Here is a 19,680-nt window from a genome sequence, read left to right as displayed (position 1 = left end):
ATCTGTAAGTTGGTGTTACTGTTTAGAGGTGATTGTGCAAACGGGAGTACACTGGTACGCGTTTTTGTTTTTGTTAAGCAGAAGCGCGTATACAGTATTAGGGTTCCGCTCGTGGGGTGGAGTGTGGTTAAGATGGCCGTTGCGCCGCAGTGTGGAGGGCCTCGCCGGCGCCGATTGGGACCGGCGTCGCATCCGCCGGGGATTCGTAGAATTCCTAGCGTCGTGGTCCATGGGCGCGCGAACCCTCCACGCATGGCGTGGATCTACCGACAAAGAAAGGCCCCTTGCGGGGCCTTTTTCTTATTTCTTTTCCAGTCGCGCGTTGCGCTGGCCGGTGCTGGCGGACTTCTCGCCAGCGAACGGGTTCAGCTTGCGGATCATCCACGGGTACTTCGGCCACTTGCCTTCCAGCCACGGGTGGTCCGGCTGGTTCAGCTGCAGGACGCGGCGGGCATCGTCGGCCAGGGTCTTGTTGCCCAGGTGGGTGTAGGAATCGGCCAGGACAGCGACGGCGTCGTACTGGAACGCGCTCTGCGGGTAGGTTTCCAGCAGGTAGTTGGCGCGGCCGGCGGCCGAGACCCAGGCGCCGCGGCGCATGTAGTACAGGGCGTTGTCCAGCTCGTGCTGGGCGAACACGTCACGCAGCTCCAGCATGCGCTGGCGCGCATCGGCGGCGTAGCGGCTGTTCGGATAGCGGTCCACCACGATGTTGAAGTCCGAATACGCCTGGTGCGGCGTGGACAGATCGCGACGGCTGGCATCCAGCGACCATACGCGACGCAGGAAAACCGTACTGCGGTTGGAGTTGGCCAGGCCGCGCAGGTAGTACAGGTACGCGATGTTGCGATGGGTCGGATAGGTACGGATGAAGCGGTCGATGCTGGACACCGCGTCATCGTGCTTGCCGGCCTTGTACTGGGCGTAGGCGGTCTCGATCATCGCCTGCTCGGTGTACGGACCGTACGGATACTGGGCCACCAGGCGGCGGAAGCTGGCTTCGGCGCCGCTCCAGTTGCCACCCTGCATCAGCTTGTGACTCTTCTCGTACAACTGTTCGACCGGCGTCCCTTCATCGGGGCGATCGCCCTTCTTGGCACCACGGTGGCAGCCGGTGGCGGCGATGACCAGCACCAGCAGCAGGGCGGTGAGGCGGACGGGCGCGGAGAGCATGGCGGAGCGTCGGATCATGGGGTCGAGGCGGGACGCGGCTGGAATACGAAGGGTCGATGATAGCCTAGTGTCCTGTCCAGCGACTGAAACCGGCCGCCGGGACCCCAAAATTTCAAAGAATGCCCCCTGCCATGTCTGAACAACCCTCTGAATCGGCCCGCCAGGCCATCGTCCCCGACACCGCTGCCGGCCGCCGTTTCGACGCCGTCGTGGCCGAATTGTTCCCCGAATACTCGCGTTCGCGCCTGACCGAGTGGATCAAGGCCGGTGAGGTGCTGCTGGACGGCGCCCAGGTGCGCCCGCGCGATCCGCTGCGCGGCGGCGAGCTCGTGACCCTCAACGTGGTGCTCGAGACCCAGACCGACGCCCAGCCGGAGGACATCCCGCTGGACGTGCTGTTCGAGGACGAGCACCTGCTGGTGATCAACAAGCCGGTGGGCCTGGTGGTGCACCCGGGTGCGGGCAACCACAGCGGCACCCTGGTCAACGCCCTGCTGTTCCGCGACCCGTCGGTGGCGGTGCTGCCGCGTGCGGGCATCGTGCACCGCCTGGACAAGGACACCAGCGGCGTGATGGTGGTGGCCAAGACCCTGGAAGCGCAGACCGCGCTGGTCGAGCAGCTGGCCGCACGCGACGTGCACCGCCAGTACCTGGCCATCGTGATGGGCGCGCTGGTGGCCGGCGGTACCGCCGATGCCCCGATCGACCGCCACCCGCGCGACCGCCTGAAGATGGCCGTGCGCGAGGACGGCAAGGAAGCGATCACCCATTACCGCCTGCGCGAGCGCTTCCGTGCGCACACCGCGCTGGAGTGCCGCCTGGAAACCGGCCGTACCCACCAGATCCGCGTGCATATGGCGCATGTGCGCCATCCGATCATTGGCGACCCGCTGTACGGCGGTGCGCTGAAGCTGCCCAAGGGCGCCAGCGACGAGCTGGTGGCCGCGCTGCGCGGCTTCAAGCGCCAGGCCCTGCATGCCGAGACGCTGGAGTTCACGCACCCGATCACCGGTGAGCCGGTGCGCAACACTGCGCCGGTGCCGGAGGACATGCTGCACCTGATGAAGGTGCTGCGCGAAGACAGCGAAGCCTTCGCCGCGCGCGAGCGGGACCGCTGGTGATGGCCGCCGCGCTGCCCTTGCTGCAGGCGGACTGGCCGGCGCCTCCGGGCGTCCATGCGCTGACCACGCGTCGGCACGGCGCGGGCATTTCGCCGGCGCCGTTCGCGCAGTTCAACCTGGGCAACCGGCACGCGGCCGATGGTGATACCCCGGCCAATGTGGAGCACAACCGCCAGCTGCTGCAGCAGGGGCTGGCGCTGCCGTCGGCCCCGCACTGGCTGCGCCAGGTGCACAGCAGTACCGTGCTGCGCTTCAGCGCGCCGCCGGTGCCCGGCGCCAGCGAACCGGTGGCCGACGCCGCGGTGACCTCGGTGCCGGGCGTGGTGCTGGCGATCCTGACCGCCGACTGCCTGCCGGTGGTGTTTGCCGCCGCCGACGGCAGTGAAGTGGGCGCGGCCCACGCAGGTTGGCGTGGCCTGGCCGACGGCATGCTGGAGGCCACGGTGGCCGCCATGCAGACGCCGCCGGCGCAGCTGCGGGCCTGGCTGGGCCCGGCCGCCGGACCGGCCGACTACGAGATCGGCGAAGAGGTCTACCACGCCTTCGTCGGCCATGATCCAGCCGCCGAAGCGGCGTTCGTGGCGACGCGCCCCGGTCACTGGAAGGTGGACCTGTTCGCGCTGGCCCGCCAGCGCCTGCAGGCGGCGGGCATGGACCCGGCGCAGGTGTATGGCGGCACGGTGTCGACCATGGCCGATCCTGACCTGTATTCGCACCGGCGCGACCGTCGCACCGGGCGCATGGCGACCCTGGCCTGGATCGCGCCCTGACTACGCCGCTGTTCGCGCGCGTGCTGGGGCCGGCCTTCGCCACCCTGGCAGGGCCGGTGCAGGCGCTGCACGCCGCGCCGTTGCCCTGCCGCTACGTGGGGCAGGCGCGCATCGTGAGGGGGCGGCACTGGCTGGTGCCGCTGCTGGCCGCGCTGGCGCGGCTGCCGAAGGACGGAGACGCGCTGCCCACCGAAGTGGCGTTCAGCGCGCACGGGCAGGGCGAGCAATGGGCGCGTCGTTTTGGCCGCTGGCCGATGGTGTCGCGGCTGTGGGCGCACGAGGGATGCCTGCGCGAGCAGTTGGGCGCGGTGCGCTTCGAATTTGATCTGCAGGCCCGCGAGGGTGGCATCGACTGGTCGGTGCGCCGGGTCTGGGCGTTCGGGCTGCTGCCGCTGCCGAGGCGCTGGTTTGGTGGCGTGCGTTGCCGCGAAGCCTGGCAGGGGGAGCGTTACACTTTCCTGGTCGATGTGACGCTGCCCTGGGTGGGAGCCCTGATCCGCTATGAAGGCTGGCTCGAACCGCAGTGACGCTGCCGCCGAGGCGGGCAGTGCGGTGATCGTGTTCGATGGCGTATGCGCGCTGTGCAACCGCTGGGTGCGCTTCCTGCTGCGTTTCGACCGCAGGGGGCGCTACCGCTTTGCGGCGATGCAGGGGGCGCAGGGCAGCGCGCTGTTGCGCGCGCACGGTCTGGACCCGCAGGACCCGATGTCGTTCCTGCTGCTGGACGCGCAGGGCGCCTGGACCGATACCGATGCGATCCTGCGCGTGCTGGCGGGGCTGGGCGGCGCCTGGCGCCTGACCGGCGCGTTGCGGGCAGTGCCGCGCGGCTGGCGTGATGCCGCGTACCGCGCGCTGGCGCGCAACCGCTATCGCTGGTTCGGGCGGCATGATGCCTGTTACCTGCCTGCACCGGAGCAGGCCGCGCGATTCCTGGATTGAAGAAAAAAGGGGACGGAGGGGATTAAGTCGTTTGTGCACAAACGACTTAATCCCCTCCGTCCCCTTTTTCCCTCAGCCTTCCAGCGCGTCCAGGTAGCTGCGGCGCCAGTGGTTGATGTCGTAGGTGCGCAGGTGATCCATCATCGCGTGCCAGCGTTCCTTGCGCCTTCGCAGCGACATCGTCGCTGCCGTGGCGATGGCGTCGGCCACGCCGTCCAGATCATGCGGGTTTACCAGCAGCGCCTGTTTGAGTTCGTCGGCGGCGCCGGCCAGCAACGATAGCACCAGCACGCCGGGATCTTCCGGGTCCTGCGAGGCCACGTATTCCTTGGCCACCAGGTTCATGCCATCGCGCAGCGGCGTGACCAGGCCGACCGCCGCCGCCCGGTAGAAACCGGTGAGGGTCGCGTGGGTGAAGTTCTGGTTGACGTAGCGCAGCGGCGTCCAGTCCGGCTCGGCGTGACCACCGTTGATGTGCCCGGCGATCTGTTCCAGCTGGCTGCGCAGCTGCCGGTACTCGGTGACATCGCCGCGCGAGACCGGCGCGATCTGCAGGTAGGTCAGCGAACCACGCTGGTCGGGGTGGCGCTCCAGATAGCGCTCGAAGCCGAGGAAACGCTCGGGCAGGCCCTTGGAATAGTCCAGGCGATCCACGCCGATCGCCAGCTGGCGGTCCCGCAGGCTGTTGCGCAGGTTCTTTACGGCGGCCTTGGTGGCGGCGGTGCCGGCCTGGCGTGCGATCAGCTCGGTGTCGATGCCGATCGGGAAAGCCGCCGCGCGGAAGCGGCGCCCGCCCGGTGCTTCCAGCTCGCCGTTGTCGAGCACGCGGCCACCACCGAACAGGCGCAGGTAGGTCTGGAAGCGATCGGCATCGCGCTGGGTCTGGAAGCCGACCAGGTCGTAGGCATACAGCGCGGAGAACAGCCGCAGGTGGTCGGGCATCGCCTGCAGCAGGTCGGCCGACGGCATCGGGATGTGCAGGAAGAAACCGATGCGGCAGCCAATGCCACGCTCGCGCAGCAGCGCACCAAGCGGGATCAGGTGGTAGTCGTGGATCCAGACGATGTCGTCCTCGCGCAGCAGCGGCGCGAGCTTGTCGGCGAACAGCGCGTTGACCTTGTGGTAGGTCTCGCGGGTGCCACGGTCGTAGTCGACCAGGTCCAGGCGGAAGTGCAGCAGCGGCCACAGGGTGCGGTTGGCGAAGCCGTTGTAGTAGCCGTCCACCTCGCGCTTGCTCAGGTCGAGGGTGACGAATTCGATGTCACCGTCCTTCTGTGTGTGCAGCGTGCCGCTGCCGTCGCGCACGCTCTTGCCGCTCCAGCCGAACCACATACCGCCACGTTCCTTCAACGCGGCCAGCAGGCCCACCGCCAGGCCACCGGCGCGGTTCTCGCCCGGCACGGCCACGCGGTTTGAAACCACCACCAGACGACTCACGATGCCTCCTGCCAGGACCGCGACAGGCGCATCGCGGCGGTGATCAGGCCAACGTGGGAATAGGTCTGCGGGAAATTGCCCCAGGCTTCGCCAGTGTCGAAGGCCAGATCCTCCGACAGCAGGCCCAGGTGGTTGCGCTGTTTCAACAGCAGTTCGAACATCCCGCGTGCTTCGTCCATGCGCCCGATCGCGGCCAGCGCGTCGATGTACCAGAAGGTGCAGATGGTGAAGCTGGTTTCCGGCTCGCCGAAGTCATCCGGAGCGACATAGCGGTACAGCGAATTGCCATGCTTGAGGTCACGGCCGATGGCATCCACGGTGGCGACGAAGCGCGCGTCCAGCGCGTCGATGAAGCCGATGTCGGCCAGCAGCAGCAACGAGGCATCCAGCCGATGGCCACCGAAGGTATCGGTGAAGTGGCCCAGCTCCTCGCTCCAGGATTCGGCCATGATGCGCGCGTGGATGGTGTCGGCGCGCTCGCGCCAATAGCGTGCGCGGTCATCACGCTTCAGGCGCACGGCGATCTTGCACAGGCGGTCGCAGGCGGCCCAGCACATCGCGCTGGTGTAGGTGTGCACTTCGGTGCGGCCGCGGAATTCCCACAGGCCGGCATCGGGTACGTCGTGCAGGGCGAACGCCTGTTCGCCCAAGGGTTCGAGGCGGGCGAAGGTATGCGCATCACCCGGGTCCTGCAGGCGCCGGTCGAAGAACAACTGCGTGGACGCCAGCACCACGCTGCCGTAGACATCGTGCTGGCGCTGCACCCAGGCCAGGTTGCCACGGCGGACCGGACCCATGCCACGGTAGCCGGACAGGCTGGGGACCTCATCCTCGTCCAGCTTGGCCTCGAAGCCGATGCCATACAGCGGCTGCAGCGTGCCGTCGGTGGTGGCCAGGTTGAAGATGTAGCCGAGGAACTGTTCCATCGTGCGCGTTGCGCCGAGGCGATTCAGTGCGCGCACCACAAACGCGGCATCACGCAGCCAGCAGTAACGGTAGTCCCAGTTGCGCACGCTGCCGGGGGCTTCCGGAATGGAGGTGGTCATCGCCGCAATGATCGCGCCGCTGTCCTCGTACTGGCACAGCTTCAGGGTGATCGCACTGCGGATCACCGCATCCTGCCATTCCAGCGGAATGGACAGGTAGCGCACCCATTCGCGCCAGTAATCGCGGGTGCGCTGGAAGGCTTCCTGCACGTAGCCGCTGATCGAACGATTGAGCGATTCATCCACGCCGAGGATCAGGTGGATGGGATGGTTGAGTACGAACGGCAGGCCGTCGCGCACGAAGCGCACCGGCAGGTCGGTGGTCAGACGCAGCACATGCTCGGGCAGGATCCAGCGCACATGGTTGCTGCCCCAGGTGGATTCGGGCACGCGTGCGCCCCAGTCCGCCAGCGGTCGCGCACGCACGGTGATGCGCGGGCTGCCGGCCAGCGGACGCACCTGGCGGATCAGGCTGACCGGACGGTAGAAGCGGTCGTTCTGGCGCCAGCGGGGGGCGAAATCGAGGATTTCCAGTTCGCCACCGTGCGCGTCGCGCAGCACGGTACGCAGGATTGCGGTGTTGGTCAGGTATTCCTGCTCGCTGCTCGCGAAGTCCTCCAGCTCGATGGCGAAGTCGCCACCGGTCTGCTGGTTGGGGCCGAGCAGGGCACAGAAGGTGGGGTCGCCGTCGAAGGTGGGCAGGCAGCTCCAGACAACGCGGGCACGTTTGTCGACCAGGGCGCCGAAGCTGCCGTTGCCGACCACGCCCAGATCAAGATCGGGTTGGGTCATCACGCGGTACATCTCGGTTGCGGCCGTGGGGGGGCCGGGTCAATAGGCATTCTCACGCAGCCAGGCGTGCACGCTGCGTATGTCGGGCAGCGCGAACACCGCCTTGCTGGGTTCGCGTTCGCCCACCAGCACGCTCCAGCCATGCTGGCCGTTGGCAGCGTCGAAGCCGAACTCATCAGTGAGGTCGTCGCCGAGGAACACCGGCAGGCGGCCGCGGAAGGGCAGGTACTGCATCATCCGCCGCACGGCGCGGCCCTTGTCGGTGCCGACAGGCACGAACTCGACCACATGGTCGCCAGGTTGCAGGCGATAGCTGGTACGGCCGCGCACGTGGCGGTCGGCGAAGGCGCGGACATCGCTGGCGGCATGCGGCGCACCGCGCCAGTGCAGGGCCAGGCCGACGCCCTTGTCTTCCACCAGCACGCCGGGATGCCCGTGGGCAAAGCGCATCGCCTGCTGGTGCAGCGCGTGCAGCCATTCGGCGGTGTCGTCGTCATGTTCGTCGCGCAGCACACGACCATCTTCGCCGCGCAGTTCGTGGCCATGCAGGCCGGCGGCGGGCAGTTTCAAAGGCGCGAACAGTTGATCCAGCTGTTCAAGCGGGCGACCACTGACCAGTGCCACGGCACCTTCCAGGCGGTCGCTGATGCGGCCGATGGCTTCACGCACATCCGGCAGCAGCTGCACGGCATCCGGGCGTGCAGCGAATTCGATCAGGGTGCCGTCGACATCGAGGAACAACGCACAGGCGTCGTCCAGCAATGGCGGTGGCGGACGCAGGGGGAGCGGTTCAGCCATGACGCCCAGCTTGCCAGCGTGGGCGTGTACGTGGGGTCGAGGGCAGGCTACGAATCAAGGTAGTGCCGGCCGCTGGCCGGCGCCCTGAGGTTGCCGGCCAGCGGCCGGCACTACCAGACTGGCGAATCAGAACGTATAGCGGACGCGGCCGTAGTAATACGCACCGTTGCTGCCGATCGGCGACAGCACGTCGTACGGCAGGTTGCCGAAGTAGTGGATATCGCTGTTGGATCGATCCGGGTAGTTGTCGGTCAGGTTCTGCCCGCCGATGGCCACGCTCCACTGCGGGGTGATGCGGTACTCCACTTCCGCATCCAGCTGCCATTCGGCCTGGTAGGTCTGGCGCGGGATGTAGCCGTCACCGAAGTTGAACACGCGGGTGGCGCTGCCGTAGCGGTTCACGCGGCTGCTCAGCGACCAGTGGTCGTTGCTCCATGCGGCCGAGAAGCTGCCGCGCGTGCGCGGCGTGGCATCGGTAAGCGTGTTGGTTTCTTCGATGCCGAACAGCACATAGTCCGGATTCAGCGCACGCAGCTGTGCCGGGGTGGCCAGCACGTTCTTCAGCGTGGTCTTGGTGTACGCATAGGTGCCGGTCAGCAGCAGCTGGCCATCGCCCAGCGACTGGCGCCAGTTGCTCACCAGTTCGGCGCCTCGGGTGCGGGTATCGGCCGCGTTGACGAAGAAGCTGGCGCTCTGCAGGCCGCTGACGCCGTAGTTGGCGGCCACGAAGTCGGTCAGTGCATCGCCGGTGATGCTCTCCGACAGCGCGATGCGGTCGTCGATGTCGATCTGGAAGAAGTCCAGCGACAGGTCGAAATGCTCGCCGATACGGCTGGTGAAGCCCAGCGAGGTGTTGATCGACTTCTCCGGCTTCAGGTTCTGCGCACCCAGGCCACGCGCGATCGGATTGTTGACCGACAACAGGCGGCCCTGTACCAGCTGGCCGCCGGCGTTGTAGCCGGTGGAGGTGGATTCGTAGCCGATCTGTGCCAGCGACGGTGCGCGGAAGTTGTTGGAGATGGCACCGCGCAATGCGAACGCCGGAGTGAATTCATAGCGCAGGCCGAGCTTGCCGGTCAGTTCGCCGCCGAAATCGTCGTTGTGCTCGTAGCGCGCGGCCAGGTCGGTGGAGAACTTCTCGCCGAATTGGCTGGACAGGCTGGCGTAGGCGCTGGCGACATCGCGCGACAGGCGCGCCGCATCCTGCGGGGTCAGGCCACCACCGGCCTGCGAACCGGTCGGGCGGTCGGTGTACGGGCCGGCCGCATAGCTGGCCGGGTCGCCGGGACGGGTCTGGTAGCGCTCATGGCGCGCTTCCACGCCCAGGCCCAGGGTGTGGCTGATGCTGTCGCTCTGGGGGAATACGCGGCTCAGGTCGAGGTTGCCCACGGTCTGCGCGTATTCGTAGTCAGCGGTCTTGAAGCGGGTCGGGCTGGTCGGGCCCAGCGACGCGTTGAGCGAATCACGCAGGCGGTAGGTGAAGTCGTTCTGGCCGTAATCCAGGCTGCCATCGTAGCTCCATTCACCCCACTGCCCGCGCACGCCGGCCACGGCCTGCACGTCGCGGTTCTCGCCTTCGGAGATCGGCCGGTAGCCGTTCGGATAGACCTGCTTCCAGTTGGCATCGCCATCGGGATAGCGGAAGTAGTTCGCGCCTTCGGTGTCACGCTGGTTGAAGGTGCCGAAGGCGTAGAACGTCGAGGTCTGGCCCACCGGGATCTCGGTGTTCAGCCACAGGTTGATGTCCTTGCTCTTGCCATCGCCCAGCACATAGTTGCGCTTGCCCTGCAGCGCCAGGTTGTCCGGGGTCTGGTCCCACGGCGGGATCTGGTCGAAGCCGGCGCGGTTGGTGCCATTGCGGTGCTTGTACTCCAGGCCCACGCGCAGGAAGCCGCCGTCTTCGCCAAGCGAGGTGCCGACCTTGGCGCTGATGTTGCCGGTCTGGCCGTCGGTGAGGGTACGCCCGATCGGCTTGAGGTCGGTGTGGTTGGCGCCGTAGCTGGCCTCGATCTCGCCACCGTCGCCGCCGTTGTCGAGGATCACGTTGATCACACCGGCCACCGCATCCGAGCCATACAGCGCACCGGCGCCGTCACGCAGCACTTCGATGCGCTTGATCGCGCTGACCGGAATCGAATTGAAGTCGACCGGGGTGGTGCCCTTGCCGATCTTGCTGTCGGTGTTGACCAGCGCGGTGTGGTGGCGGCGCTTGCCATTGACCAGCACCAGTACCTGGTCCGGCGACAGGCCACGCAGCTGTGCCGCGCGCACGTGGTCGGCGCCACCGGAGTTGGACTGGCGCGGGAAGTTGAACGACGGCAGCAGCGCCTGCAACGCACTGCCCAGCTCGCCGTTGACCACGCCGGCCTTGCGGATGTCCTCGGCGGTGAGCACATCCACCGGCGAGGTGGATTCGAGCACGGTGCGGTCGGCGGCACGGGTGCCGGTGACGATCACCGTGTCCAGATTGGTGGCGTCCTGGGCGAGGGCCGGGACGGCAGCGGAGGAAAGAGAGAGGGCGATGGCGAGGCCGAGCGGCGACGCAGGCAGGCGGGCGGACATGGGGGCTCCAGCAACAACGACGACGGGGAAGGGGGAGATGGTTTCACTTACATCCATCCGGATGAAGCGATATATTATCTTCGCGTGATGGCCGGTGCCGATGCAAGCCCCTGCCGGTCCGGCACGAGTTGATGCCCTGCTGGCATCAGCACGCCGGGCCGGTGGCGCTGTACGCTGCCGGCTCGCCTTGTCCCCCTTCCCCGGAGCTGTACCGATGAAACACCTTGGCCTCGTCTTCGCCGTGCTGCTGGCCACCAGTGGCTGCGCCAGCCTCTCTTCGCAGGCGCCCAGCGCCTATGCCACGGCCACCACCGCCGAACTGAAGGGCGATGCCGCACGCCCGTCCGCCGGCCACGGCTGGGTGCGCAGCGAGCTGTACTTCGGCGTGGGCGAGGAGCAGGGCGCCGGCAACCGCCCGCAGGCCGATACCATCAGCGAGGCGCAGTGGCGCACCTTCCTGGACAAGGAGGTGACCCCGCGCTTCCCGGATGGCCTGACCGTGTTCGATGCCTATGGCCAGTGGCTGTTCCGAGGCGATGCCGCGCCCAACCGCCTGCGCACCAAGGTGCTGGTGGTGCTGCACGAGGACACCCCGCAGCGTCGCGCCGATATCGAAGCGATCCGCCTGGCGTGGAAGCAGCAGACCAAGCATCAATCGGTGCTGTGGTCGCGGCAGCCGGTCGAGGTATCGTTCTGAGTTGAAGGTGCCGCCGCGGTGCCGCAGGGAGCAATGATGAACTACAGGGAATGCATGCTGGGCCTGGTATTGGCAGGCGTGCTGGCACCGACGGCGCAGGCGGAGGACGAGGGCGAAACGCTACGGTTCCAAGTGGCCGCGCATGTGCAGGCGCATGCCGATCCCCAGCAGGACGGCAGCATCGCGGTGCAGCTGTCACCGTCGGGCAAGCGCCAGACGCTGGCGGGCGCGGCGGATGCCGACGGCAATTCGCGATGGGGTCTGGAGGACATCGATTTCGACGGCTACCCGGAACTGATTGCGCGTGCATCGGTGGGCATGGTCAACGAAGCAGTGGCGGTGTACCGGTTCGATCCGGCCAGTGCCGGGTTCCGCGCGCTGCAGGCTGAAACCCACGGCAAGGACAGTTGCGGTGACCTGATGGGGCTGACGGTCGATCGTCCGAGCCGCACCCTGACCAGCAACTGCCGCAGTGGCCCGATGTGGTACACCGACCAGTACCGGTTTGCAGGCGCGAAACTCTATCTGTACCGCGCCGAGAGCGTGCTGATGCTGGGCGATACCTTGAACGTCGCGCTGCATTGGGAACAGACCGACGAACAGGGCCCATTGGCGGTCTGGCGCACCTATGATTCCGCTGGCCGCGTGCTGGAGAGCGCCATCGCCGATGGCCTGGGTGCACCGCCGGACGGGCCGCTGCATGGCCAGCAGGCCACCGTGGTACCCGCGCGCCTGTTCCTGTTCGACCGACCCGGCGCATCCAGCACCAAACGCTATCTGGTGCAGGGCGACCGCGTGGAACTGCTGGATGAACAGGACGGCTGGGTGAAGCTGCGCTACCGCAACGCTAAGCAGGGCGCGGTGGAAGGTTGGATCAACGTCAACGATTGAGAAAAGGGGACGGAGGGAATCAAGTCGTTTGTGGCACATACGACTTGATTCCCTCCGTCCCCTTTTTTTGCGGAGGCATCACTTCATCGGGTCTAGCCTCGGACGTTCCCCCGTTCGAGGATGTATCCGATGAGCAAGCGCGTGGCCGAAATCGTGGTGGACGCCCTGCAGCAGGCCGGTGTCCGCCGTTGCTACGGCATCGTGGGCGATACGCTCAACCATGTGACCGATGCGATGCATGGCAGCGAGATCGCGTGGGTGCATGTGCGCCATGAAGAAGTGGCAGCGTTCGCTGCCGGCGCCGATTCGCTGGTGAGTGGCGAACTGACCGCCTGTGCCGGATCCTGCGGGCCCGGCAGCCTGCATTTCATCAACGGCGTGTTCGAGAGCAACCGCAACCGTGCGCCGATGGTGCTGATCGCCAGTCAGGTGGTGACCAGCGAGCTGGGCATGGAATTCCCGCAGGAAGTGGACTTCAAGGCGGTCTACGCCAGTTGTTCGGTGTTCTGCGAGCAGGTGCACAGCGCCGAACAGGCCCGGCGTGTGGTCACGCTGGCCTGCCAGGCTGCGATCAGCCGCCGCGGCGTAGCGGTGGTGATCCTGCCCGCCGATATCAGCCAGGCCGAGGTGAAGCACGATGTACCGTTCTCGGTGCACTACACCCAGCCGGTGCTTCGTCCTTCCGACGCCGAACTGCAGCGTATCGCCGAGCTGCTGGGGCAGGGCAAGCGCATCGGCATCTACGCCGGCGCCGGTTGCCAAGGCGCGCACGCACAGCTGCTGGAACTGGCCCGGCGCCTGCAGGCCCCGATCGCGCATACCTCGCGCGCCAAGGACTTCGTCGAGCCGGACAACCCGTACAACATGGGCATGACCGGTATCTTCGGCATCGAGTCCGGCTTCCACACGCTGATGGAGTGCGACACGCTGCTGCTGCTCGGCGCCGATTTCGCCTGGGGCCAGTTCTATCCGGACAAGGCCACGATCATCCAGGTCGACCGCGATGGCAGCCATCTCGGCCGCCGCCACCCGGTGAACCTTGGCGTGGTCGGTGATATCGCACCGACGCTGGATGCGTTGCTGCCGATGCTGCCGCTGCGCGAGGACAGCAGCTTCCTGGACGAGTGCATCGGGCGTCGCGACAAGGCACTGAAGAAGCGCGAGCAGGAAGAACAACCGGGAGAAGGCGAATTGATCCATCCGCAGCACCTGACGGCGCTGCTGTCGAAGCATGCCAGCGACGATGCGCTGTTCACTGCAGACGGCGGCTCGCCGATGGTGTGGGTACTGCGGCATATCCGCGTCAACGGCCGCCGCCGCACGTTGACCAGCCTGCTGCACGGCACGATGGCCAACGCGATGCCGCAGGCGCTGGGCCTGCAGAAGGCGTTCCCCGGCCGTCAGGTGATTTCGCTGTCCGGTGACGGTGGCCTGGCGATGCTGCTGGGCGACCTGCTGACGGCAGTGCAGGAGAACCTGCCGATCAAGGTGGTGGTGTTCAACAACGGTTCGCTGAACTTCGTCGAGCTGGAACAGAAGGTGGAAGGCCTGCTGGACAACTACACCGATCTGAAAAATCCGGACTTCGGCCGTCTGGCCGAGGTGATCGGCTTCCACGGCCGCACGGTGACGCGCAGCGAGGACCTGGAGGAAGCGGTGCTGGACTTCCTGTCCCAGCGTGGCCCGGCGCTGCTGGACGTGCATACCAGCCGCGCCGAGCTGGTGATGCCGCCACAGATCGAGGCCAAGCAGGTGGCCGGTACGGCGCTGTATGCGGCCAAGGCGGTATTGAACGGCCGCTTCGACGACGTGAAGCATCTGCTGGTGGACAACTTCCTGAAGAAGTGAGGGGTTGGTCGATGCAGGGCTGCGCCCTGCACCCGCGGAGGCGAAGGTCGAAGCAACAGCAACAGCAACAGCTGGGTATCCGTGGGTTGGCGAGGTGGATCCGGTTGCGGGGGACGCCGTAAACCCGTCCATGGGGGCTCGGTCGCCGCATCCATGCGGCGAACGGTCCTGCAAAGGCCCACCCGTCCCGCCTGTCAGGTTTCCTGCGGGCGCGGACGGGAAGGGCGGAATCAAGGGCAAGAGCAAAAGCAAAAAGGCAGCCGATGGCTGCCTTTTTTGCTTGTTGGGGTCAGATCCCTTTGCGCAGCAAAGGGATCTGATCCCAGCTCTTGATCCTGCCTTTGCTCATCCCTCCGCCGCGCGGAATGTTGGATGGCACGGGTGGGTGAGGCTGCCCGGGACTGTCAGCGGCATGGATGCCGCTGACAAGCCCCCAGGGACGGGTTTACGGCGTGTCCCGGGCAGCCTCACCCACCCGGGCCCCACAGCAAGCCGAAACGTCCGCCGGCAACGCTTTGAACCTACAGCGCCTCGAAAATACCCGCTGCGCCCATGCCGGTGCCGATGCACATGGTCACCATGCCGTACTTCTGCTGGCGACGACGCAGGCCGTGCAGCAGGGTCGCGGTACGGATCGCGCCGGTTGCACCCAGCGGGTGGCCCAGGGCAATGGCGCCGCCCAGCGGGTTGACCTTGCTCGGGTCCAGGCCGCAATCGCGGATCACCGCCAGCGACTGCGCGGCGAATGCTTCGTTCAGTTCAATCCAGTCCAGCTGGTCCTGGGTCAGGCCGGCCTGCTTCAGTGCCTTCGGAATCGCCGCGATCGGGCCGATGCCCATCACTTCCGGACGCACACCGGCTACCGAGAAGCTGACGAAACGCGCCAGCGGGGTCAGGCCGTAGTCCTTGATCGCCTGTTCCGAGGCCAGCAGCACGGCGCCGGCGCCGTCGCTCATCTGCGACGAGTTACCGGCGGTGACGGTGCCGCCGAACTGGCCGTTGCGGAACACCGGGCGCAGCTTGGCCAGGCCTTCAGCGGACGAATCCGGGCGCGGGCCTTCGTCGGTGTCGGCGAGCTTGTTGCGGGTGATGATGCGCTGGCCATCGGCCAGGTCCGGCAGGTGCGAGACGATGTCGTACGGGCTGATCTCGTCCTTGAAGTCGCCGTTCTGGATCGCGGCCATGGCCTTCTGGTGCGAGGCCAGGGCGAAGGCGTCCTGGTCTTCGCGCGAGACCTTCCACTCTTCGGCCACCTTCTCGGCGGTGATGCCCATGCCGTAGGCGATGGCAACATGGTCGTTGTCGAACACGCTCGGCGCCATGGCGATCTTGTTGCCCATCATCGGCACCATCGACATCGACTCGGTGCCACCGGCCAGCATCAGGTCGGCGTTGCCCAGGCGGATCGCGTCGGCGGCCTGCGCCACGGCCTGCAGGCCGGAGGAGCAGAAGCGGTTCACGGTCTGTGCGGCGATGGTGTTCGGCAGGCCGGCCAGCAGCACGCCGATGCGCGCCACGTTCATGCCCTGCTCGGCTTCCGGCATGGCGCAGCCGATGATCGCGTCATCGATGCGGTTGACGTCCACGCCCGGGGCCTGTGCGACGACGCTGCGCAGCACATGCGCAAGCATGTCGTCGGGGCGGGTGTTGCGGAACATGCCCTTGGGCGCCTTGCCAACCGGGGTGCGGGTGGCGGCGACGATGTAGGCGTCCTGGATTTGCTTGGTCATTGCAGTGATCTCTCGAATTTTTTAGCCGGAGTGCTGACCAACGGTCGGCACCCACCAGAGGCAGAGGAGTGCCGACCCGGGGCCGGCACCCGCCATCAATCAGTTACGCAGCGGCTTGCCGGTCTTCAGCATGTGCGCGATGCGGGCCTGGGTCTTTTCCTGCTGGGCCAGTTCGACGAAATGCTTGCGCTCCAGGGTCAGCAGCCACTCTTCGTCGACCAGGGTGCCGCGGTCGACCTTGCCACCGCACAGCACGGTGGCGATGCGCTCGGCGATCTCGTAGTCGTACGGGCTGATGAAGCGGCCTTCCAGCATGTTGACCAGCATCATCTTGAAGGTGGCGATACCCACGTCACCGGCGACCTGGATGCGGCGTGCCGGCAGCGGCGGACGGTAGCCCGCTTCGGCCAGGGCGCGCGCTTCGGCCTTGGCGATGTGCAGGGCCTCGTAGCTGTTGAACACCACCTTGTCGGTGCTGCGCAGCAGGCCCAGTTCCTTGGCGTTGACCGCGGAATTGGAGACCTTGGCCATCGCCACGGTCTCGAAGGTCTTCTTCAGTTCGGCGAACACGTCGCCGCCCGGGCCAGCGGCCTGCGAGGCGCGCACGGCCAGTTCCTTCAGGCCACCACCGGCCGGCAGCAGGCCGACGCCGGCCTCGACCAGGCCGATGTAGCTTTCCAGGAAGGCCACGGTCTTGGCGCTGTGCATCTGGAACTCGCAGCCACCACCCAGCGCCAGGCCGCGCACGGCGGCAACCACAGGCACCAGCGAGTACTTGATGCGCTGGCTGGTGCGCTGGAAGTTGGCCACCATTTCTTCGAACTGGTCGACCTTGCCGGCCTGCAGCAGGCCCAGTGCACCGGCCAGGTCGGCACCGGCGGAGAAGGGTTCCTTCTGCTGCCAGATCACCAGGCCCTGGAAATCCTTCTCGGCGCGGCTGACGCATTCCTGCAGGCCGTCCAGCACCTGGTCGGACACGGTGTTCATCTTGGTCTTGAAGCTGACCACAGCGATGCCATCACCGTCGTGCCACATGCGCAGGCCGTCGTTCTCGAACACGGTCTCGCCCGGCGCGAACTTCTCGCCCAGCAGCGGATCCGGGAAGCGCTGGCGCTGGTACACCGGCAGCGACGAGCGCGGCAGCTTGGCGTTGCGCGACGGGCTGTAGCTGCCCTCGGCGGCGTGCACGCCATCGCGGCCATCGAACACCCAATCCGGCAGCGGCGCGTTGCTCATGCTCTTGCCGGCGACGATGTCATCAGCGATCCACTGTGCAACCTGCTTCCAGCCGGCGGCCTGCCAGGTTTCGAACGGGCCCAGCGACCAGCCGTAGCCCCAGCGGATGGCCAGGTCCACGTCGCGCGCGGTCTCGGCGATGTCGGCCAGGTGGTAGGCGCTGTAGTGGAACAGGTCGCGGAAGGTCGCCCACAGGAACTGCGCCTGCGGGTGCTGGCTCTCGCGCAGCTTGGCGAACTTCTCGGCCGGGTTCCTGATCTTCAGGATCTCGACCACTTCCGGCGCGGCAGCGCGATCAGCCGGACGGTAGTCCTGCTTCTCCAGGTCGAGCACGACGATGTCCTTGCCGACCTTGCGGAAGATGCCGGCGCCGGTCTTCTGGCCCAGCGCGCCCTTGGAAATCAGCGCGTCCAGCCACTTCGGCGACTTGAAGAACTCATGCCACGGGTCGCTCGGCAGGGTGTCGCCCATGGTCTTGATGACGTGGGCCATGGTGTCCAGGCCGACCACGTCGGAGGTGCGGTAGGTAGCCGACTTCGGGCGGCCGACCAGCGGGCCGGTCAGGCCGTCCACTTCATCGAAGCCCAGGCCGAACTGCTGGGTGTGGTGGATGGTGGACAGGATCGAGAACACGCCGATGCGGTTGCCGATGAAGTTCGGGGTGTCCTTGGCGTACACCACGCCCTTGCCCAGGGTGGTGACCAGGAATGCTTCCAGGCCTTCCAGCACGGCGGCATCGGTGGTGGTGGCCGGGATCAGCTCGGCCAGGTGCATGTAGCGCGGCGGGTTGAAGAAGTGCACGCCGCAGAAGCGGTGGCGCAGCTGCTCGGGCAGCACGTCGGCCAGCTTGTTGATGCCCAGGCCCGAGGTGTTGGAGGCCAGCACCGCGTGGTCGGCCACGAACGGCGCGATCTTCTTGTACAGGTCCTGCTTCCAGTCCATGCGCTCGGCGATGGCCTCGATGATCAGGTCGCAGTCCTTCAGCTGCTCCAGGCCGGACTCGTAGTTGGCCGGGGTGATGGCTTCGGCCAGCGACTTGCTGGCCAGCGGCGCCGGGCTCAGCTTGCCCAGGTTGGCGATCGCCTTCAGCACGATGCCGTCGGCCGGACCTTCCTTGGCAGGCAGGTCGAACAGCACGGTGTCGACGCCAGCGTTGGTGAGGTGGGCGGCGATCTGGGCACCCATGACGCCGGCACCCAGCACGGCGGCGCGGCGGACTAGCAGGGAATTGGACATGGTGTAGGGCCTTTGTTGGTCAGCAGTTACTGGGTGGGTCACACCCGGTGGAATCACGGGGAAGCGGGCAGGGCGCTGGCGCGTGCGGCGGCGCGGAACCCAGCTTCGGCGAAATGGATCAGTTCGTGGGCGGCATGGGCACGATGCGCCGCTTCGGTGACACCGGCGGGACGCTTGATCAGCCCGAAGTCGGCCATGGCATAGGTGAGCGAGCCGGCCAGGAAATCCAGGCGCCAGTACAGCTCTTCCTTGCTCAGGTCGGGCGCGCATTCGGCAATCGCCTTGCCGAACGCACGCAGTACGTGGCCGTAGTGGTCGGACAGGAACTTGCGCAGGTTGTCGTTCTTCTCGGCGTAGGCGCGGGCGATCACGCGCACGAAGGCGCCGCCGTTCTGGCGGTCCTGGGCAAGCGCCAGCGCCGGTTCGACGAAGGCGGCCAGTACCGGGCGCAGTTCGCCGGGGTGCTCGCTGCGGGCGCGCTCGAGCTGCGCCAGACGTGCCCCGGTCATTTCGTCCATGCGGCGGCGGAACACCTCGTTGACCAGGTTTTCCTTGGAGCCGAAGTGGTAGTTGACCGCGGCGATGTTGACGTCGGCCTGGCTGGTCACCTGGCGCAGCGAGGTACCGGCGAAGCCATGCTGGGCGAACAGCTCCTCGGCCGCGCCGAGGATCCGGTCCTTGGTCGAAAAGTGGGCGGGTTTGGCCATCGGCGGGCGGACCTTAATCAAACGATTGTTTGATACTAGGACCAGACGGTAGCGTATGGCATTTTGCAGTGCAGCAAAAATGCCCGCTGCGGTCAGAATCCGCTCAGGTGGGTGAATGGGCACAAAGGGTAGTGCCGGCCGCTGGCCGGCAACCTCGGGCAGCCCGTGGGGTACCAGCCTGCCGGCCAGCGGCCGGCACTACCATGCTGCGGCTTTATCTTTTACAATTCGCCTACGTTTATCAGGCTAAGCCCGCGTCCCGACGCGGGTTTTTTTCATGTTACCCTTCGGGCCATCAGCGGCCCGATTCCATTGGAGACATCCCATGGCGCTGGAGCGCACCCTTTCGATCATCAAGCCGGACGCCGTTGCCAAGAACGTCATCGGCGAAATCTATGCCCGCTTCGAAAAGGCCGGCCTGAAGGTCGTGGCCGCCAAGTACAAGCAGCTGTCGCGCCGTGAAGCCGAAGGCTTCTACGCCGTTCACCGCGAGCGTCCGTTCTTCAACGCGCTGGTCGAGTTCATGATCTCCGGCCCGGTGATGATCCAGGCCCTGGAAGGCGAGAACGCCGTCCTGGCCCACCGCGACCTGCTGGGCGCCACCAACCCGAAGGAAGCCGCTGCGGGCACCATCCGCGCCGACTTCGCCGAATCCATCGATGCCAACGCCGCCCACGGCTCGGACTCGGTCGAGAATGCCGCGATTGAAATCGCCTACTTCTTCGCCGCCACCGAAGTCGTTTCGCGCTGAGAGTAATGC

16 protein-coding genes are annotated in these 19,680 nt (G+C 66.7%); 8 read left to right on the top strand and 8 right to left on the bottom strand.

Annotated features, from left to right (window positions below; all coding sequences use genetic code 11):
* Positions 1-300 precede the first annotated feature (300 nt).
* Entirely contained in the window at positions 301-1,188 is an 888-nt protein-coding gene (locus tag EKL94_RS16845) for an outer membrane protein assembly factor BamD (RefSeq protein WP_029379759.1), read from the bottom strand.
* A 113-nt stretch (positions 1,189-1,301) separates the two neighbouring features.
* On the opposite strand from EKL94_RS16845, the gene rluD reads away from it, so the two are divergent.
* From rluD to EKL94_RS16825, 4 genes are read left to right on the top strand one after another with little or no spacing between them, the layout of a single operon-like run.
* Positions 1,302-2,291: a 23S rRNA pseudouridine(1911/1915/1917) synthase RluD gene (rluD, locus tag EKL94_RS16840; RefSeq protein ID WP_126929960.1), complete on the top strand. Its 990-nt coding sequence runs from the start codon at positions 1,302-1,304 to the stop codon at positions 2,289-2,291.
* Positions 2,291-3,061 carry a peptidoglycan editing factor PgeF gene (gene pgeF, locus EKL94_RS16835; RefSeq protein WP_126929959.1) on the top strand — a complete coding sequence of 257 codons (771 nt, stop codon included), beginning with the start codon at positions 2,291-2,293 and terminating at the stop codon, positions 3,059-3,061. Before rluD ends, pgeF begins: the two co-directional genes overlap by 1 nt.
* Positions 3,062-3,081: 20 nt before the next feature.
* A complete protein-coding gene (locus tag EKL94_RS16830) occupies positions 3,082-3,588 on the top strand; it encodes a DUF4166 domain-containing protein (protein ID WP_126929958.1) in 507 nt (168 codons plus the stop codon).
* Positions 3,563-4,000, top strand: coding sequence for a thiol-disulfide oxidoreductase DCC family protein (locus tag EKL94_RS16825; protein ID WP_126929957.1), 438 nt, complete (start codon positions 3,563-3,565; stop codon positions 3,998-4,000). The genes EKL94_RS16830 and EKL94_RS16825 overlap by 26 nt, the downstream gene beginning before the upstream one ends.
* A gap of 72 nt (positions 4,001-4,072) precedes the next feature.
* Here EKL94_RS16825 and otsA read toward each other — a convergent pair whose 3' ends face one another.
* The 4 genes from otsA to EKL94_RS16805 form a co-directional block, all read right to left on the bottom strand.
* Positions 4,073-5,437, bottom strand: a complete 1,365-nt coding sequence (gene otsA, locus EKL94_RS16820; protein WP_107431558.1) for an alpha,alpha-trehalose-phosphate synthase (UDP-forming) — start codon at positions 5,435-5,437, stop codon at positions 4,073-4,075.
* Positions 5,434-7,215: a glycoside hydrolase family 15 protein gene (locus tag EKL94_RS16815; protein WP_126929956.1), complete on the bottom strand. Its 1,782-nt coding sequence runs from the start codon at positions 7,213-7,215 to the stop codon at positions 5,434-5,436. The genes otsA and EKL94_RS16815 overlap by 4 nt, the downstream gene beginning before the upstream one ends.
* A 39-nt stretch (positions 7,216-7,254) precedes the next feature.
* The gene (gene otsB / locus EKL94_RS16810) at positions 7,255-8,013 is read right to left on the bottom strand and encodes a trehalose-phosphatase (protein ID WP_126929955.1); all 759 of its coding nucleotides are present in this window, start codon (positions 8,011-8,013) and stop codon (positions 7,255-7,257) included.
* Between the two features lie 126 nt (positions 8,014-8,139).
* Complete coding sequence (locus EKL94_RS16805; protein WP_126929954.1) at positions 8,140-10,575, bottom strand: TonB-dependent receptor plug domain-containing protein; 2,436 nt, start codon at positions 10,573-10,575, stop codon at positions 8,140-8,142.
* Between the two features lie 214 nt (positions 10,576-10,789).
* Between EKL94_RS16805 and EKL94_RS16800 the strand changes: the two genes are divergently transcribed.
* The 3 genes from EKL94_RS16800 to EKL94_RS16790 all read left to right on the top strand — a co-directional run bounded on the left by EKL94_RS16800 (position 10,790) and on the right by EKL94_RS16790 (position 14,011).
* Complete coding sequence (locus tag EKL94_RS16800) at positions 10,790-11,272, top strand: DUF3574 domain-containing protein (protein WP_010481551.1); 483 nt, start codon at positions 10,790-10,792, stop codon at positions 11,270-11,272.
* Between the two features lie 36 nt (positions 11,273-11,308).
* Positions 11,309-12,163 carry an XAC2610-related protein gene (locus EKL94_RS16795; protein ID WP_126929953.1) on the top strand — a complete coding sequence of 285 codons (855 nt, stop codon included), beginning with the start codon at positions 11,309-11,311 and terminating at the stop codon, positions 12,161-12,163.
* A gap of 129 nt (positions 12,164-12,292) precedes the next feature.
* The gene (locus tag EKL94_RS16790) at positions 12,293-14,011 is read left to right on the top strand and encodes a thiamine pyrophosphate-dependent enzyme (protein WP_126929952.1); all 1,719 of its coding nucleotides are present in this window, start codon (positions 12,293-12,295) and stop codon (positions 14,009-14,011) included.
* Positions 14,012-14,532: 521 nt separating this feature from the next.
* Here the strand turns inward: EKL94_RS16790 and EKL94_RS16785 are convergent.
* From EKL94_RS16785 to EKL94_RS16775, 3 genes are all read right to left on the bottom strand, one after another.
* Complete coding sequence (locus EKL94_RS16785) at positions 14,533-15,741, bottom strand: acetyl-CoA C-acyltransferase (protein WP_126929951.1); 1,209 nt, start codon at positions 15,739-15,741, stop codon at positions 14,533-14,535.
* A 99-nt stretch (positions 15,742-15,840) separates the two neighbouring features.
* The gene (locus tag EKL94_RS16780) at positions 15,841-18,213 is read right to left on the bottom strand and encodes a 3-hydroxyacyl-CoA dehydrogenase/enoyl-CoA hydratase family protein (RefSeq protein ID WP_126929950.1); all 2,373 of its coding nucleotides are present in this window, start codon (positions 18,211-18,213) and stop codon (positions 15,841-15,843) included.
* A 53-nt stretch (positions 18,214-18,266) separates the two neighbouring features.
* On the bottom strand, positions 18,267-18,920 hold the full coding sequence (locus EKL94_RS16775; RefSeq protein WP_099497437.1) for a TetR/AcrR family transcriptional regulator: 654 nt from the start codon (positions 18,918-18,920) through the stop codon (positions 18,267-18,269).
* Between the two features lie 325 nt (positions 18,921-19,245).
* On the opposite strand from EKL94_RS16775, the gene ndk reads away from it, so the two are divergent.
* Complete coding sequence (gene ndk, locus EKL94_RS16770; RefSeq protein ID WP_008265389.1) at positions 19,246-19,671, top strand: nucleoside-diphosphate kinase; 426 nt, start codon at positions 19,246-19,248, stop codon at positions 19,669-19,671.
* The last annotated feature ends 9 nt before the right edge of the window (positions 19,672-19,680 follow it).

Origin of the sequence: Stenotrophomonas maltophilia (assembly GCF_003970865.1) — a bacterium.
Lineage (GTDB): Bacteria > Pseudomonadota > Gammaproteobacteria > Xanthomonadales > Xanthomonadaceae > Stenotrophomonas > Stenotrophomonas maltophilia_AR.
This window is presented reverse-complemented; position numbering and strand designations above follow the sequence as displayed.